This is a genomic window from Yersinia rochesterensis (genome assembly GCF_003600645.1).
In the GTDB taxonomy this organism is placed as follows: domain Bacteria; phylum Pseudomonadota; class Gammaproteobacteria; order Enterobacterales; family Enterobacteriaceae; genus Yersinia; species Yersinia rochesterensis.
In genome coordinates this window covers 1,135,229-1,150,124 of sequence record NZ_CP032482.1, presented here as the reverse complement: position 1 = coordinate 1,150,124, position 14,896 = coordinate 1,135,229, and the positions used below count along the sequence as shown (strand labels likewise).

Genomic DNA, 14,896 nt, shown 5'->3' with positions numbered 1-14,896 from the left:
TACACAGTAATTTCTTCATGTAGCAATGATGATTATCTGTCATAAAAAGGGAGCCAAATTGGCTCCCTTTTCTCATTAATGGCTGGTCGAAGGAATAATATTCCTCAGCCAACTGCCCCATCTGCGCTGGTAAAATGCTTGGGTATGCGTCATCAGGTAATGGCTTACCCCCCGCTCTTTCTCATTCACCACGCAAAAATCTACCGGGCCATCATCCGGTGCATAGTCACTGGCAACATTACCGGCCTCTTGAATCAATTGGTCAATCTCATCATCTGTGCCATCCACTTCCAGCCCAACCAATAAGTTAGGTTTATCATCCACACTCTTATCATGCATCAGTGCCAAAAAAGCACGCCGCACTGGTTTACGCTGGCTAAACAGCTGGATCAGGGCATCCACCATTGCTGCGGGATATTCTTCCGGCTGCCCCAACAGAATTTGGCTCTCTTTATCCACCACCATTTCGGCTGATTGGGCTAAACCGCCATTTTCCAGCAGCATCGCCACTTCTTGCGGCCAAAACTCTTTACCATGCTCTGATTTTGGGTTCAAAAACAGATGCGCACCTTGGGTCATTTCAAATAACACCCGCACTGGCATGGCGATAAAAGGCTGTTTTACTGACAGTTTTTCACTATCAACCTGTTGATCTTCGGCGATATCCAGCGCTTGCTGGAGCACCTCTACCGAGGTAAAGAAGGGAATGACCGATTCACCATCCTGCTTTTCCCAATGCAGAATATTCACCCCATCGCCTGTTGTAAAGGCCATCTCACCCTCTTCATCGCCCTGCTCTGACCCGTCCACCAGCACCAAAACCGTGGCATCCAACAGTGTGCGAAAAAAAGCGGTGCGATGAATTGATTCCGTCGCCGCCAGTTTCAGCAAAGACTCCAGACTTTGGTCTTCATCATGATGGTGACTATCGTGGCTATCAGCAGCAGGGGGTTGTGGCAAACTCATGCTCTACTCCAGAAAAACATAAAATAGATCGAACAAAGGGACGCAAATGCGCCCCCGAGACTCTTTTCAAATCATTAAGATGATTATTTTGCTTTCGCCAACAGCAAGTTAGCAATAGTACGAACACCCAGGCCTGTAGCACCGGCAGACCACTGATCAACCGCACCTTTACGGTAAGTCGCGGAGCAGTCAATGTGCAGCCAACCTTGCTGATAGTCTTTCACGAAATGTGACAAAAATGCGGCGGCAGTGCTGGCACCCGCACTGTAGGCTGCCCCCGCGACATTATTCAACTCAGCAAAGTTGGATGGCAGTTGGCTGCGATGGAATTCAGCTAACGGCAAGCGCCAGAAAGGCTCATGCTCACTTTGCGCGCTGCTCAACAACTCTTGTGCCAATTCATCATCAAAACTAAATAGCGCGTGGTAATCATTACCCAACGCTGTTTTTGCCGCGCCGGTCAAAGTGGCAGCATCAATAATCAGCGGTGCATTCTGCTCTGAAGCATCAATCAGACCATCAGCCAAGACTAAGCGCCCTTCAGCATCAGTATTCATGATTTCGACAGTCTTGCCATTGCGATAGCGAATGATATCACCCAGCTTAAAGGCATTACCGCTAACCATATTATCCGCACAACACAAATACAGTTTCACCCGCTCTTTCAAACCACGGGCTGCTGCTAATGCCAATGCGCCCGTGACTGTCGCCGCACCGCCCATATCGGACTTCATAGAGTCCATAAATGCGCTCTGTTTCAGGCTGTAACCGCCTGAATCAAAAGTAATTCCTTTGCCAACCAAACATGCCATCACCGGCGCATCTGGGTTACCGGTCGGGTTATAGTCCAAAGCTAGCAACACCGGCGCACGATCAGAACCACGGCCCACGGTGTAAATCCCGGCATAGCCCTGTTCACGCAGATCTTCGCCTTTGGTAATGCGGTAGCTGACAGCATCGCATGATACTGCGCACAGCAAATCAATCGCATTTTTAGCCAATTGTTCTGGCCCTAAATCTTCTGCGGGCGCATTAATGGTATCGCGCACCCAGTCAATGATTTTTAGCCGTTGTTTTAGCTCGGTTTTTTCGTTCTCTGGCAGTTCTGCCCATTCCACACTGCGCTGGCCTTTTGGCCCACGGAAACCTTGCCAAAATGCCCAGCTTTGCTCCAGACCCCAGCCCTCACCGGCCAGTTTTACCTGTTTGATACCTTGCCCATCTATTTTGCGGGCGGCGCGTTGAATGGTACCCAATTCATTTTTACCCGTCAGGTGGATAGTCATCCCCTCGGCATCGGTACTCAACTGGGCTTTCTCTCCCCAACGGGCGTCGGCTGGGGTATTTGATAAGGTTACTTGCATCATTTCTGTTGTCATGAACTACCTCTTCATTATTATTTTTTGCTGTTATTCAGCTGCTTATACGCGGCCCTGTGTTAGCCACGGCGGATCAAAACGTTCTACTCTAAAAAATACTGTCTGCTATACAGTAACAGCCAGCTATAAAGTAACAATAGAAAAAAGGGCCGCTCGTGCGACCCTCAGGTATTTATTCAAATTCATCTAACCAGACGAGCAGGATGGCTTCCAGCACTTTTTCATTTGATCCTTGCGGATCGTCATCGAAATCTTCTAAATCACAGATCCATTGGTGCATATCAGTGAAACGCACTGTTTTCGGATCGGTGTCCGGGAACTGGTCGTAAAGCGCTTCGCCAATCTCGCGGGTATCTTGCCAGGTTAAGCTCATATCATGTTCTCGTGTATATACTCTAAATAATTCGAGTTGCAGGAAGGCGGCAAGTGAAAGAGTCCCGATGAGCTTACTGTTGTAAGCGATTCGGGTGATTGAACGTAGCCAACGCACATGCAGCTTGAAGTATGACGAGTATAATTAATGTTCTCGCGCATGGTTGATAGTATAACGCGGGATCTCAACCACCAGATCTTCATCCGTCACTGTCGCCTGACAACTCAGGCGGCTTTCTGGCTCCAGACCCCAAGCTTTATCCAACATATCATCTTCCAGCTCACTGCTTTCTGGTAGCGAATCAAAGCCTTCGCGCACGATACAGTGGCAAGTCGTGCAAGCGCAGGATTTCTCACAGGCATGCTCGATGTCGATTCCATTGCGCAGGGCAACGTCCAGTATAGTCTCACCTTGGGTTGCTTCCAGCACTGCACCATCCGGGCAAAGGTCTTTATGGGGCAGAAATACTATTTTGGGCATGATTAAACCTCATCCACTGAATGGCCAGCCAAAGCACGGCGAATAGAAGCATCCATCCGGCGCGCGGCAAAATCTTGCGTTTGTGCATCTAACGCTTTTATCGCAGCTTCGATTGCATGTGGGTCAGTGCCCTGCATCTGCTGCTGTAATGCCGCCATCGCCTGAGCGATAGCAGTACTTTCTTGCTCACTGAGTAGTGCTGCGTCTTGTGCCAATGCGCCTTGTAAACTTTCCAACACGCGGGAGGCTTCGACTTGTTGTTCCGCCAGCTTACGTGCGCCAATGTCGCTGTGCGCGTTCGCCATCGAATCTTTAATCATATTGGCAATTTCATCATCAGACAGCCCATAAGAGGGCTTCACCTGAATCGATGCCTCCACGCCGGTGGATTTTTCCATCGCCGTGACACTCAACAAACCGTCCGCATCCACCTGGAAAGTCACACGAATATGCGCGCCCCCCGCGGGCAGCGGCGGTAAACCCCGTAAACTAAAGCGGGCGAGAGAACGGCAATCTTGTACCAGTTCGCGCTCACCTTGCAGCACGTGAATCATCATCCCGCTCTGGCCGTCTTTAAAGGTGGTAAATTCTTGCGCGCGGGCGACCGGAATAGTGGTATTGCGTGGAATGATTTTCTCCACTAAACCGCCCATGGTTTCCAGCCCTAATGACAGCGGGATAACATCAAGCAGCAGCATGTCACTGTCGGGTTTATTCCCCACCAGAATATCGGCTTGAATCGCCGCGCCAATAGCGACCACTTTATCGGGATCAATCGAAGTCAGTGGCGTGCGGCCAAAAAATTGCCCAACCTGCTCGCGCACCAAGGGCACACGGGTCGAGCCGCCGACCATTACCACTTCCAGCACTTCATCGGCAGTGACGCCCGCATCTTTTAACGCGCGGCGACAGGCCATTAATGTGCGTTTAACTAATGACGCTATCAGAGATTCAAACTGCTGACGGGTGATTTGCCCTTGCCAGCCAGCCACGGAGACATCAGCAATCTCAGCATCACTCAAGGCAATCTTAGCCGCGATGGCCGCATCCAATAATTGCCGCTGGACACCATGGTCATCACGGGAATCAATACCAGCTTGCTCACGCAGCCAATCGGCTAATAGGTGGTCAAAGTCATCGCCCCCCAGTGCCGAGTCGCCGCCAGTTGCCAGCACTTCAAACACACCGCGGCTCAAGCGCAAGATAGAGATATCAAATGTCCCGCCGCCCAAGTCATAAACGGCGATCACCCCTTCCTGACCTGAATCCAGACCATAGGCGATAGCCGCAGCGGTCGGCTCATTGAGCAAACGCAACACATGCAACCCCGCCAGACGAGCGGCATCTTTGGTGCCCTGCCGTTGAGCATCATCAAAATAAGCGGGGACAGTAATGACCACGCCGTCCAATTCCCCTTCCAAGGCCGCCTGTGCCCGCTGTGCCAATGATTTGAGAATATCTGCAGACACTTGCACCGGATTAACCAACCCGCTCGCCGTCTGGATCATCGGTAAACCATTTTCACTGGATTGGAATTGGTAAGGCAGATTAGGGTAGCGCTGCACGATATCGGCCAAAGAACGGCCCATCATGCGTTTAACTGAACTGATGGTATTGACCGGGTCCAATGCCGCTAAATTGCGCGCATTCCAGCCGACATCAATGCCATTTTGTTGATAGTGAACCACTGAGGGCAAAAGATCCCGCAGCTGTTCATCTGCCAGCGTTTGCGCTTTACCGCTGCGCACTGTCGCTACCAGTGAGTTGGTGGTGCCTAAATCTATCCCTGCAGCCAACCGACGTTGATGCGGCGGTGCAGTTAAACCAGGCTCACTAATTTGTAATAAGGCCATGTTGAGATTCCATCAATCTATACTCGTCATACTTCAAGCTGCATCTGCGTTGGCTTGCCGCTTTCCTGCAACTCGAATTATTTAGAGTATATAAAACGTTAACGACACGCTCTAATAAGAAGTAGCCGCGCATTTCGCGCCATCAATAAATTTATTTTTTATTTTTATCAATCAGATACAATTTTATTGCCTTATTACGTTCTCAGGAAAAATCATCAAACAGGCGCTCTTCTAGCTGTTCAACCTGCTGTCCTAACTTATCCAGAAAACGTAATTTTCGAACCGTGTCAGCGGCTTGTTCCCACTGTTGTTGATCCAATTGCTCCACCATCAGTTGGCTGCGCGTTTTCGTCATCAGTGCCAAACGGCGACTGAATGCAGCAAGTTGCGCCTCAGCATCTGAGTGGCGTTCGATAGCATCAAGCTCTTCCCGCAGCTCCAATTGCTCCATCAGAAACGCGGTATCACGCATAGTATGCTGTTCGTTGCCTAAATCAAAACCCTGCAAAGATAGCATATACTCAGCCCGTTTTAACGGGTGCTTGAGGGTTTGGTAAGCATCATTGATGGTCGCGGCTTGTTGCAATGAGGCCAAACGCTCGCGTTCAGGCTGATTTGCAAAACGGTCAGGATGGAATTGGCGTTGCAATTCTTGATAGCGGGTCGTGAGTTGGTTGCCGTCAATCAGGTACTGAGCCGGCAGCCCGAATAATGTGAAGTAATCCATAGCATGCTCTGGGGTTATCCCCTTCGTCCTTGGAATTGCATGGGTGTTAGCTGCACTCACGCCCTCGAATCACTCACTTGTAGTTGACCTACTTGAATAAGCTCATCAAGATTTGTTTGCTGGCTATCTACCTGCAACTCCAATGACTTTGGGTATATAGGCATCAAGTTCCTGAGGCAGGAACAAAAACAGGGGTCAGACGTTAAAGCTTTCACCACATCCGCACTCATTGGAGACGTTCGGATTGTTGAATTTAAAGCCTTCGTTCAGACCTTCTTTGACGAAATCCAGCTCGGTGCCGTCAAGATAGACCATGCTTTTGCCGTCGATGATCACTTTCACGCCTTTGTCTTCAAAAACGATATCGTCATCGTTCATTTCATCAACAAATTCCAGGACATATGCCATACCGGAGCAGCCCGACGTCCGTACGCCTAAGCGCAGACCTAAGCCCTTACCACGGTGATTTAAAAAGGCGCTGACCCGTTGTGCAGCACTGTCGCTGATTGATATCGACATAGACCTTCCTCAACGCTGAAAACCAGCTCATATCCTCGTTATCTTTCAAACTGCACGTGTATTAGTATGCAGTATTTTGAAATCCTTAGGAAAAATGAGCCAGTTATTAATAACCTATTTTACAACTACTTGGCAGTATGTTTGCTTTTGTAGTCGGCGATAGCTGCTTTAATGGCATCTTCAGCCAAAATTGAGCAGTGAATTTTGACTGGCGGTAACTCCAGCTCTTCTGCGATCTGAGTATTCTTGATCGCTTCAGCCTGCTCGAGAGACTTACCTTTCATCCATTCAGTTACCAGAGAGCTGGAGGCAATAGCAGAGCCGCAGCCATAAGTTTTGAAACGTGCATCTTCAATGATGCCAGCGTCGTTAACTTTAATCTGCAACTTCATGACATCACCACAAGCGGGTGCGCCAACCATTCCGCTACCAATGGTAGGATCTGCGTTGTCGAATGACCCGACGTTACGTGGGTTTTCGTAGTGATCGATTACTTTTTCGCTGTAAGCCATGTGATTACTCCTGAGTCTTAAAATCTGGAATTAATGGTGCGACCATTCAATGCTGCTGATATCCACGCCCTGCTTAAACATATCCCACAGCGGAGACAAGTCACGCAGACGGCCAATGGATTTGCGAACCAGCGCAATGGCGTAGTCGATCTCTTCTTCAGTGGTGAAACGCCCCAGAGAGAAACGAATTGAACTGTGAGCCAGTTCGTCGTTCATCCCCAACGCACGCAACACGTAAGAAGGTTCCAGACTCGCGGAAGTACAGGCTGAACCCGATGAAACAGCTAAATCTTTCAGTGCCATGATGAGCGACTCACCTTCAACATAGTTGAAACTGATGTTCAGAATGCCAGGTGCGCCATTCTCTAAATCGCCATTCAGGTAAACTTCTTCGATATCTTTGAGACCATTCCACAACCGCAGACGCAGTGAACGCAGGCGCGCAGCTTCGCTTTCCATCTCTTCTTTGGCGATACGGTAAGCTTCACCCATGCCAGCTATCTGATGAACGGGTAAAGTCCCTGAACGCATACCGCGCTCATGACCCCCGCCGTGCTGCTGTGCTTCAATGCGAATGCGAGGTTTACGACGAACAAACAGTGCGCCAATGCCCATCGGGCCATAAACTTTATGGGCAGAGAAAGACATTAAATCGACTTTCAGTTGGCTCAGATCGATGGGTAATTTACCGACGCTTTGTGTCGCATCAACATGGAAAATGATCCCGCGACTACGGCACATTTCGCCGATTGCCGCGATATCCTGCACCACACCGATTTCATTATTCACGTGCATGATAGAAACCAGAATGGTGTCTTCACGCATGGCGGCTTCAAGCTGTTTCAGGTCGATAATGCCGTTAGACTGCGGTGCCAGATAAGTCACTTCGAAGCCTTCACGCTCCAACTGGCGACAAGTATCCAACACTGCTTTATGTTCGGTCTTACAGGTGATGATGTGCTTGCCTTTCTTCTGGTAGAAGTTAGCAGCACCTTTAATCGCAAGGTTATCGGACTCAGTTGCACCGGAGGTGAAGACTATCTCGCGAGGGTCCGCACCGACTAATGCAGCAATATCATTACGTGCAATATCAACAGCTTCTTCTGCTTGCCAGCCAAACTTATGAGAACGAGAGGCGGGGTTACCAAAAATACCGTCCAGAGTCAGGTACTGCATCATTTTTTCAGCGACACGAGGGTCTACCGGGGTCGTTGCTGCATAATCCAGATAGATCGGTGTCTTTATTTTTGATTCGGTCATTGCTCTTATGCTCCGTACATCACTTCCAAAACGTAAAATTCCGCAGATTCTGCTTATGCGCGCAGATTGACGTTAATCGTCTCTTGCGGTCGGCCATTGGCCGTACGGCGCGTATCGTTATTTTGACGATCCGCAACCTCAAGAATATCTTGGTTATTAACCAGTTCTGCCAATGTAATGTTGTTGAGGAAGCTGCTAATGCGCTCACTCAAATCACGCCACAAAGTATGAGTCAGGCAACGATCGCCACCCTGACAACCTTCTTTACCCTGGCAACGGGTGGCATCGACAGATTCGTCAACGGCAGTGATAACCGCACCGACCGCGATTACTGAAGCATCTTTACCCAGCAGGTAACCGCCACCTGGACCACGAACGCTGGCGACTAAGCCATTTTTGCGTAACCGTGAAAAAAGCTGTTCCAAGTAGGATAATGAAATCCCCTGACGTTCAGAAATATCGGCCAGAGGAACTGGCCCGTCATGGGAATGTAATGCTACATCAAGCATAGCGGTCACGGCATAACGGCCTTTGGATGTCAGTCTCATAGCTAAGATTACCTGTTGGTGAGAACAAGCCAGAACTTTGACATACCCGAGTGTTTCAGTCAACTATTTAACCTAGTAAATCGCTCAAGTATTATTTAACAATTTCATTTTCAATAATATGGAACAGTTTCTATAATAACCAATTGATATTGGTCATTAATTTTTGTTGTTATGCTCACTGGCATCAGCACCACGCTGCGGGTATTTATCTTGTTTCTCAATGGATGTCAGCATCCCACGCAGAATATTCAGCTCTTGAGCTTCCGGGCGCGCACGGGTAAACAGGCGGCGTAACTTGCTCATAATCTGCCCCGGATGGGCCTGGCGAATAAAGCCAGTATGAGACAAAACCTGCTCCAGATGCAGATAGAAACGCTCCAAATCATCCACTAATGGATAAGGCGCTTCCTCTTCTACGACTACTGGCGCCGCTGCTTGCTGGCGGTCAAGGAAAGCCACTCGCACTTCATAGGCTAAAATTTGCACCGCCATGGCCAAATTCAGTGAACTGTATTCCGGGTTAGCCGGGATTGCCACATGATAATGGCACTTTTGTAGCTCATCATTCGTCAAGCCAACCCGCTCACGACCAAACACCAGTGCTACCGGCGCATGTTCAGCTTCACGTGCGCTGCGCACGCCACATTCACGCGGCTCTAGCATAGGCCAAGGCAAGGTGCGCGAACGGGCGCTAGTACCAACCACCAAGCTGCATCCCGCCAGCGCTTCATCCAGGGTATCCACGATGGTGGCATTGCCAATCACATCACTGGCACCCGCAGACAATGCAATAGCCTGAGAATCAGGTTTAACCAAAGGATTAACCAGATACAAATTGGTTAATCCCATTGTTTTCATGGCCCTGGCTGTCGAACCCATATTGCCGGTGTGTGAGGTTTCAACCAAAACGATACGAATATTGTGTAGCATACAAACTCTGAGGATAACGGGGAATCGGCATATCTTAACACAGACATAGGAATTTATCCGATCCCCTGCTATACTACGCGCCGTTTCTCGTTCTTTAACATCCTAGTGGAAGATACCCATGCATCCGATGCTGACTATCGCCATACGCGCTGCGCGTAAGGCCGGTAACCTGATTGCCAAAAATTATGAAACTCCGGACGCTGTCGAAGCGAGCCAGAAAGGCAGTAATGACTTTGTTACCAATGTTGACCGCGACTCAGAGAGTCTGATTGTTGACGTTATCCGTAAATCTTACCCAAAACACACCATTATTGGTGAAGAATGTGGTGAGTTGCTCGGCGAAGACGATGATGTGCAATGGGTTATTGATCCACTGGATGGCACTACCAACTTCATCAAACGTCTCCCTCACTTCGCCGTATCTATCGCCGTACGCATCAAAGGCCGTACCGAAGTTGCCGTAGTTTATGACCCAATGCGTAACGAACTGTTTACAGCTACCCGTGGTCAAGGCGCTCAATTAAACGGCTACCGTCTGCGTGGCACCAATGCCAAAGATTTAGACGGCACTATTCTGGCTACCGGTTTCCCATTCAAAGTGAAACAACATGCTCCCGCTTATCTGCGCGTTGTGGGTAAACTGTTTGAACAGTGTGCTGATTTTCGTCGCACCGGTTCAGCGGCGCTGGACTTGGCTTATGTCGCCGCAGGCCGTGTTGATGGTTTCTTTGAAATTGGCTTGAAGCCTTGGGATTTTGCTGGTGGCGAACTGTTAGTTCGTGAGTCTGGCGGTGTGGTAACTGACTTTGCAGGCGGCCATAACCACTTCAGCTCCGGCAATATCGTGGCCGGTAATCCGCGCGTTGTGAAAGGTATTCTTCAGTCTATCATTCAGGCCGAAGTGAGTGACGCCTTAAAACGTTAATTAAACACGATTAACGGATGCACATTAAAAAGCCAGTCGGCTAACCCTGACTGGCTTTTTTTATTGTGAGAATTAGCGGCCAAATGGCCTGACTCCGCCGATAAAGTCCGGCTGACTGGAAATATAAAGCAGAGCGCCGGCAAACAGCAGAATAATTCCGCCGGTTAATGCCAATGTCGCCCAAGCTATCGCCCCCCATGCTGCGGGTGCCCGCTTACGGCTTAAATGCACCGCCAGCCGCCGTGCATAGTGAACAAATAGCGCCAGTAACGAGATGGTCAATGAGGTGCCGATCGCCATCGCAATGGCTGACAAAATACCCCACCAATAGACTCCAATGACTTTAGCAAACAACAGCACTATAATCGCACCGGAGCAAGGCCGCATGCCCATCGCCAAAACAATCGCCAGACGAGTGCGCCAATCATTACCCGCTTGTAGTTCTTGAGAATTGGGCATATGGCGATGCCCACAGCCGCAACTTTCACTGTGAACATGAGTCGCACTCAATGGCTGTAGGCGCTGAATGCTGATTTTCTGCGGTTTTAATAACTTCACTTGATGATAAAGCCGCTTTATTGCACGGAAACACAATAAAACGCCGAGCGCGATAACCAACAGAAAACTGCCTTTCTCCAACCAAAAGCTGCTTTGGTGCAAATAGCGGGAGGAAAGTTGCAATATGCCCAACAGCACAGTAACCAGCAAGATAGCGACGCCCCCTTGCAATATCGACGCCGCAAACGTCAGTTTCAAACTGTTTTTAAGTTGCGCCGGGTGGGTGGCAAGATAAGTCACTATCACCACTTTGCCATGCCCCGGCCCTACGGCATGTAGCACGCCGTAAATCAGGCTGAACATCATCAGCGCTAAACCGGCCTGATGCGGATTGGCTTTCACCTGTTGCAGTAACTGGGCCATCTGCTGATGCATACTTTTTTGCCAAGCCACTGTTTTAAATAACAGTTCCGGCCAATAAAGCCATGCCACCTGCGCGGCAGCGGCCAGCAACACTAAAAACAGCACCAGTGGCCATAAATTTATTAGCCAATGTTTTGGCCGCGACACAGTGGCGAGACCTACTGGCATTGCACGGTGACCCGTTGGGCGAATTGTTTGCCAAGTTCCATATCTTCTCCTGGTGAATCACTTTTATCCAAAGACAGTGCGTAAGCTTGTAATGATGTATTGGGGTTGGGCGTGAATAAGGTCAATTTGCAGCTTTTCGCCATTTCATCCGACAGCCTTACCGCCTTATTACCGTCATAAGTCATATCCACAAAATAGGTAGGGTCGTAAGTCGAGATAATAAAAGGCTTTCCGGCCAGCGGCTGCGGTTCGGCCAAGGGCAAAATAAATTCTAGAACCGCCTGATGCCCCTTGCGCGACAAATGATATTCTGTCGGCAAATTTTTATATTTCACCGGCTTACCGTCACGGTAGATATCAGTGAAATAGTGCTGTCCCAGCACATTCGCCATCACTTCAGCCGCCAGTTTTTTCCAGATTTCCGAGTCACTTTTGGCATTTTCTGCGTCATATAACAGATCTGCGGAAGTAATTTCATCCATCGTCCACACCATTTTTATTCCCACCAACGTCTGTTTTTCACTGACGAAGCTGGCATCCATATCGATAAAACTATGAGGGTGGGCCTGAGCCAGTGGGCTGAAAATAAGAGCGCCCCCCGTTAACAGCAAGGTAATCAGTCGGTTAATTACGCCAAATTTGTTATAACATAACATATAGTGCATTAATCAATCCTTAGAAATTCCACGATAACTGTGATGTAAGTTGTAAGTCGATGTAAAAGCTCCCAGCCCTAACCTACTGAATGAATCTCTTTTGCTATGCTTAAGCATGATGAATAACAACACATCCATCACGGACGGTTATATGCACTTGGACACGTCTTCTGTGCCGCTGTTATCCAGTCAACCACTGTCCGGGCAACAACGCCGCTGCCATATGTTACTGATGCTCTTCATGCCCACAAGCAGGGTACAATTGGAGGCTATCAGCCAAATCAACGGCGTCGAGCAGCCCACTACCCGGCAAGATATAGCCGAGGTTACTCATGAAATCCAGTGTTTCTACCATTTGCAACTGAGGGCCAATGTCGATGACATCTGTTTGATTCAGGGCAGTCGGCTCGACAAAAGGCTGTGTTTAATCCACTGGCTGCGCCGAGGCATTCGCTATTGCCCTGAGTTTATTGAACACTATTTTGCGCCTAGTTTATATCATGCTCTCTCATGGGATAATCGGCTGATTTCAGAGGATTTACCCAACATAATCGCCCAATGTGAACCCTATCTGAACCGCCATCTCAATGAAAAAGATCGCCAGTTTTTGCAACTGTATTTAGCTTATTGTGCTTGGGAAAATCGGCAGCATGCTCTGCCAGAATTATCCCTCGCCCAGCAACAATGGCTAACATGTAAACCCGCGCTGGTAGCTGCTGACAGCTTATTTGATTTATTTAATCCGCTGCTGGGCGACCCGCTCGATAAAATCGAACGCGACGTGCTCATCCTGATGCTGACCATGATTAAGGCGCATAATTATCACGGTTCTCAATCAGTGGAAGATTCACGTCTAAACAAGGCCATCGACCAGTTAGTCATGCATTTTCAACAACTTTCCGGTATGACACTGAGCAGCAATAAGCGGTTAATGAACCAGCTTTTTGCCCATCTCGCCCCAGCTATTGAGCGCTGTTATTTCAATATCGGCATTGATAATTCATCGCTGGAAGAAGTTAACCGCCAATACCCCCGGCTGTTACGAACCACTCAGCAAGCGCTGGCGGCGTTCGAACAAGAATATCAGATTCAATTCTCTGCCGACGAGGCGGCCCTGATAGCCATTAGATTTGGTGCCTGGTTGATGCAGGGAAATGCATTACAAGAGAAGCAAATTTTGTTGCTGACAAGGAATAACTCAGAGTTGGAACAACAAGTTGAACAGCAAATTCGCGAGTTAACTCTGTTGCCGTTGCATATTAAATATTTGCCCCATGATGTGTATTTGCAATCCGGTGCGCCCGCCGGAACTGCGGTGGTGCTGACCCCTTATGCCGTGGGGCAACCTGAATCAACACCTCCGCTGATTCAGGTATTATTACCCATGAGCGCGCAACAAAATCAGCAATTACGCCGCCTATTAGATTTATCCTAACGGGCGAGGTCTTCCGGGTTTGCCACCACCCGAGGACGAATAAACAGTACTGGAATCACGATTAATGCCATCACCCAGAAAACACCGCCCTGATAATGTTCGAACAAGAAACCCGAGATAATGGTCATCACCGCAATTCCTCCGCCCATCGCCAGTGCAGAATAAACCGACTGCAAACGAATCACATCTGCCCCGCGCCGGGCGGCAATAAAGCGCATCGCCGCCAAATGGCACACAGTAAATGAGCCACAATGCAGAATTTGAATCAGAATAAGCCACGACAACTCCGTGGTGGAAGCCATCAAACTCCAGCGGATAATGCCACTCACAGCAGAAAGCAATAACAGGCTGCGGGCAGTCCAGCGGCGGAAAAGGACATTACTGAATGCAAATACCAGGATTTCGGCCACCACCCCCAAAGACCATAAATAGCCAATGGTTGCGGCAGAATAACCGGCCTCTTGCCAGTAAATAGAACTGAAACTGTAATATCCGGCATGTGCGCCTTGCAAGAGAGTCACACACAGCAAAAAGCGCCATACCTGCGGCTCAGAGAGCAATACTTTCCAGTCTGTGGCGGCCACATTACGGTGTTTAACCTCGCCTTGCGGCATCACACTCGGTTTCAGCAATGCTCCCAGTAACATGGCTGAAACGCCGAACAGCAAGCTGTAAAGAATCGCCGGATGGCCCCAAACCGAGACCAACTTGCCGGTTAATGCGGAACCAATAACAAAAGCCAGTGACCCCCACAGCCGGACTTTGCCGTAATCCATGGTTATCTGTTTTTGCCAGGTCGCTGCCAGCGCATCAGTCAGTGGCACTAATGGGCCAAAAAATAGGTTAAAACCGGCAATAATCACCATTAGCCAAGCCCAGCCATTGCCAAACCAAAAACCCACGGCGAAAGCCAATGTCAGAAGCGCCAGAATGCGGATTGCAGTCACCAGATGGGATGGGTCTTTAACACTGGGGGCAATAATTAAACTGCCGAGAAAACGGGAAATTAATCCAGCGCCCAGCAAAATACCAATGGTTTCAGGCGGGATCCCTTCCCCTTGTAACCAAATGCCCCAGAAAGGCAGGAAAATCCCATAAGAAAAGAAATAAGTGAAATAGCTGAGCGACAGCCAACGTGTTGATTGCAATACCATGAATCCCTCCGAGGTCAGCCGGTCACTGTGACAGAGGCCCCGCCTGCTAGCAAATTTGTCATTAGGTAAACATGTAATTTGAGATTAGCT

16 protein-coding genes are annotated in these 14,896 nt (G+C 49.1%); 2 read left to right on the top strand and 14 right to left on the bottom strand.

What is annotated here, in order from left to right; translation table 11 throughout:
- Positions 1 to 75: 75 nt before the first annotated feature.
- The 11 genes from sseB to trmJ form a co-directional block, all read right to left on the bottom strand.
- Complete coding sequence (gene sseB, locus DXZ79_RS05410) at positions 76 to 966, bottom strand: enhanced serine sensitivity protein SseB (RefSeq protein WP_120011142.1); 891 nt, start codon at positions 964 to 966, stop codon at positions 76 to 78.
- Positions 967 to 1,049: 83 nt separating this feature from the next.
- Positions 1,050 to 2,345 carry an aminopeptidase PepB gene (pepB, locus tag DXZ79_RS05405; protein WP_038635464.1) on the bottom strand — a complete coding sequence of 432 codons (1,296 nt, stop codon included), beginning with the start codon at positions 2,343 to 2,345 and terminating at the stop codon, positions 1,050 to 1,052.
- 172 nt (positions 2,346 to 2,517) lie between these two features.
- On the bottom strand, positions 2,518 to 2,718 hold the full coding sequence (iscX, locus tag DXZ79_RS05400) for a Fe-S cluster assembly protein IscX (RefSeq protein WP_004702435.1): 201 nt from the start codon (positions 2,716 to 2,718) through the stop codon (positions 2,518 to 2,520).
- A gap of 144 nt (positions 2,719 to 2,862) precedes the next feature.
- Positions 2,863 to 3,198, bottom strand: coding sequence for an ISC system 2Fe-2S type ferredoxin (fdx, locus tag DXZ79_RS05395; protein ID WP_038635467.1), 336 nt, complete (start codon positions 3,196 to 3,198; stop codon positions 2,863 to 2,865).
- A gap of 2 nt (positions 3,199 to 3,200) precedes the next feature.
- On the bottom strand, positions 3,201 to 5,051 hold the full coding sequence (gene hscA, locus DXZ79_RS05390) for a Fe-S protein assembly chaperone HscA (RefSeq protein WP_050291489.1): 1,851 nt from the start codon (positions 5,049 to 5,051) through the stop codon (positions 3,201 to 3,203).
- A gap of 202 nt (positions 5,052 to 5,253) precedes the next feature.
- Complete coding sequence (gene hscB / locus DXZ79_RS05385) at positions 5,254 to 5,778, bottom strand: co-chaperone HscB (protein ID WP_038635472.1); 525 nt, start codon at positions 5,776 to 5,778, stop codon at positions 5,254 to 5,256.
- A 195-nt stretch (positions 5,779 to 5,973) separates the two neighbouring features.
- Positions 5,974 to 6,297, bottom strand: a complete 324-nt coding sequence (gene iscA / locus DXZ79_RS05380) for an iron-sulfur cluster assembly protein IscA (RefSeq protein WP_004393580.1) — start codon at positions 6,295 to 6,297, stop codon at positions 5,974 to 5,976.
- A gap of 125 nt (positions 6,298 to 6,422) precedes the next feature.
- Complete coding sequence (iscU, locus tag DXZ79_RS05375; protein WP_004393581.1) at positions 6,423 to 6,809, bottom strand: Fe-S cluster assembly scaffold IscU; 387 nt, start codon at positions 6,807 to 6,809, stop codon at positions 6,423 to 6,425.
- Between the two features lie 30 nt (positions 6,810 to 6,839).
- Positions 6,840 to 8,054, bottom strand: coding sequence for an IscS subfamily cysteine desulfurase (locus tag DXZ79_RS05370; RefSeq protein ID WP_050291525.1), 1,215 nt, complete (start codon positions 8,052 to 8,054; stop codon positions 6,840 to 6,842).
- A 68-nt stretch (positions 8,055 to 8,122) separates the two neighbouring features.
- Entirely contained in the window at positions 8,123 to 8,617 is a 495-nt protein-coding gene (iscR, locus tag DXZ79_RS05365) for a Fe-S cluster assembly transcriptional regulator IscR (RefSeq protein WP_038635476.1), read from the bottom strand.
- 156 nt (positions 8,618 to 8,773) lie between these two features.
- Positions 8,774 to 9,547, bottom strand: coding sequence for a tRNA (cytosine(32)/uridine(32)-2'-O)-methyltransferase TrmJ (gene trmJ, locus DXZ79_RS05360; protein ID WP_050291490.1), 774 nt, complete (start codon positions 9,545 to 9,547; stop codon positions 8,774 to 8,776).
- A gap of 118 nt (positions 9,548 to 9,665) precedes the next feature.
- On the opposite strand from trmJ, the gene suhB reads away from it, so the two are divergent.
- The gene (gene suhB, locus DXZ79_RS05355) at positions 9,666 to 10,472 is read left to right on the top strand and encodes an inositol-1-monophosphatase (protein WP_038635480.1); all 807 of its coding nucleotides are present in this window, start codon (positions 9,666 to 9,668) and stop codon (positions 10,470 to 10,472) included.
- A 72-nt stretch (positions 10,473 to 10,544) separates the two neighbouring features.
- On the opposite strand, the gene DXZ79_RS05350 is transcribed toward suhB, so the two are convergent.
- Both DXZ79_RS05350 and DXZ79_RS05345 read right to left on the bottom strand, forming a co-directional pair.
- Positions 10,545 to 11,561: a nickel/cobalt transporter gene (locus tag DXZ79_RS05350; RefSeq protein ID WP_120011141.1), complete on the bottom strand. Its 1,017-nt coding sequence runs from the start codon at positions 11,559 to 11,561 to the stop codon at positions 10,545 to 10,547.
- On the bottom strand, positions 11,552 to 12,217 hold the full coding sequence (locus tag DXZ79_RS05345; protein WP_186377489.1) for a DUF1007 family protein: 666 nt from the start codon (positions 12,215 to 12,217) through the stop codon (positions 11,552 to 11,554). The genes DXZ79_RS05350 and DXZ79_RS05345 overlap by 10 nt, the downstream gene beginning before the upstream one ends.
- Before the next feature lie 151 nt (positions 12,218 to 12,368).
- On the opposite strand from DXZ79_RS05345, the gene csiE reads away from it, so the two are divergent.
- Positions 12,369 to 13,652 carry a stationary phase inducible protein CsiE gene (gene csiE, locus DXZ79_RS05340; RefSeq protein ID WP_038635489.1) on the top strand — a complete coding sequence of 428 codons (1,284 nt, stop codon included), beginning with the start codon at positions 12,369 to 12,371 and terminating at the stop codon, positions 13,650 to 13,652.
- Here csiE and DXZ79_RS05335 read toward each other — a convergent pair.
- Positions 13,649 to 14,806, bottom strand: a complete 1,158-nt coding sequence (locus DXZ79_RS05335) for a 3-phenylpropionate MFS transporter (RefSeq protein ID WP_038635491.1) — start codon at positions 14,804 to 14,806, stop codon at positions 13,649 to 13,651. The two genes, csiE and DXZ79_RS05335, sit on opposite strands and share 4 nt — an antisense overlap.
- Positions 14,807 to 14,896 lie beyond the last annotated feature (90 nt).

What these genes read in the sequence shown, in the direction of transcription:
- sseB (WP_120011142.1), bottom strand. Translation starts at nt 966, where the DNA reads ATGAGTTTGCCACAACCCCCTGCTGCTGATAGCCACGATAGTCACCAT.
- pepB (WP_038635464.1), bottom strand. Translation starts at nt 2,345, where the DNA reads ATGACAACAGAAATGATGCAAGTAACCTTATCAAATACCCCAGCCGAC.
- iscX (WP_004702435.1), bottom strand. Translation starts at nt 2,718, where the DNA reads ATGAGCTTAACCTGGCAAGATACCCGCGAGATTGGCGAAGCGCTTTAC.
- fdx (WP_038635467.1), bottom strand. Translation starts at nt 3,198, where the DNA reads ATGCCCAAAATAGTATTTCTGCCCCATAAAGACCTTTGCCCGGATGGT.
- hscA (WP_050291489.1), bottom strand. Translation starts at nt 5,051, where the DNA reads ATGGCCTTATTACAAATTAGTGAGCCTGGTTTAACTGCACCGCCGCAT.
- hscB (WP_038635472.1), bottom strand. Translation starts at nt 5,778, where the DNA reads ATGGATTACTTCACATTATTCGGGCTGCCGGCTCAGTACCTGATTGAC.
- iscA (WP_004393580.1), bottom strand. Translation starts at nt 6,297, where the DNA reads ATGTCGATATCAATCAGCGACAGTGCTGCACAACGGGTCAGCGCCTTT.
- iscU (WP_004393581.1), bottom strand. Translation starts at nt 6,809, where the DNA reads ATGGCTTACAGCGAAAAAGTAATCGATCACTACGAAAACCCACGTAAC.
- iscR (WP_038635476.1), bottom strand. Translation starts at nt 8,617, where the DNA reads ATGAGACTGACATCCAAAGGCCGTTATGCCGTGACCGCTATGCTTGAT.
- trmJ (WP_050291490.1), bottom strand. Translation starts at nt 9,547, where the DNA reads ATGCTACACAATATTCGTATCGTTTTGGTTGAAACCTCACACACCGGC.
- suhB (WP_038635480.1), top strand. Translation starts at nt 9,666, where the DNA reads ATGCATCCGATGCTGACTATCGCCATACGCGCTGCGCGTAAGGCCGGT.
- DXZ79_RS05350 (WP_120011141.1), bottom strand. Translation starts at nt 11,561, where the DNA reads ATGCCAGTAGGTCTCGCCACTGTGTCGCGGCCAAAACATTGGCTAATA.
- DXZ79_RS05345 (WP_186377489.1), bottom strand. Translation starts at nt 12,217, where the DNA reads ATGTTATGTTATAACAAATTTGGCGTAATTAACCGACTGATTACCTTG.
- csiE (WP_038635489.1), top strand. Translation starts at nt 12,369, where the DNA reads ATGCACTTGGACACGTCTTCTGTGCCGCTGTTATCCAGTCAACCACTG.
- DXZ79_RS05335 (WP_038635491.1), bottom strand. Translation starts at nt 14,806, where the DNA reads ATGGTATTGCAATCAACACGTTGGCTGTCGCTCAGCTATTTCACTTAT.